This window comes from Hyphomonas sp. CY54-11-8 (assembly GCF_000682735.1).
In the GTDB taxonomy this organism is placed as follows: Bacteria; Pseudomonadota; Alphaproteobacteria; order Caulobacterales; family Hyphomonadaceae; genus Hyphomonas.
Map to the genome: position 1 here is coordinate 1 of NZ_AWFD01000028.1, position 655 is coordinate 655.

General features: G+C 62.7%; 1 pseudogene. It reads left to right on the forward strand.

Annotated elements, in window-relative coordinates:
* Nucleotides 1-265: 265 nt before the first annotated feature.
* A pseudogene (locus tag HY17_RS12760) lies at nucleotides 266-655 on the forward strand (DNA primase); the annotation flags it as partial.

A 655-nucleotide genomic window follows, 5' to 3' on the forward strand; every position in this document is an offset into this window, starting at 1 on the left:
GAACAAGGGAGCAGCCCCCAGCCGCAACATAAACCGCAACGCAACATGTTCCGTCTTATGTGGAGTTCAACATAAGACCGACGCCGCCACGGGCGAACATGGCGACCTGCTAGATCTCATTGCCGGCGCCCGGCAACTTCGCACCTTCGGCGAGACGCTTGATGAGGCGCGGCTGTTCCTGAGCCTCCCACGACCTGAACCGCCAACTCGCGAACGCGTGGTTGCCTCAACCGGATCACCAGAGGCTTCACGGCGCCTCTTCGCCATGGGAAGTCCGGTCGGTGGAACGCTTGCCGAGCGCTATCTTCACCGACGCGATCTCATCGGATTTAGCGCTGAGACAGCGCTGCGATTTCATCCTTGCTGCTACTATTGGCGCGAAGGTCAGCCCAAAGACACCCCACCGGAGACCTGGCCCGCATTGCTCGCCAAGGTCACGGACGTGAACGGCAATCTGACCGGCGTCCATCGCACCTGGCTCGATCCGGCGACGGCTCGCAAGGCGCCCCTCGATCCCTCACGCAAGGCGATGGGGAACCTGCTCGGCCATGGCGTGCGGATCGGAACCGCGAGCGATATCCTCGCTGCTGGCGAAGGGCTGGAAAGCACGCTCTCCGTGCGCATGGCATTGCCCAACATGCCCGTCATATCCGCG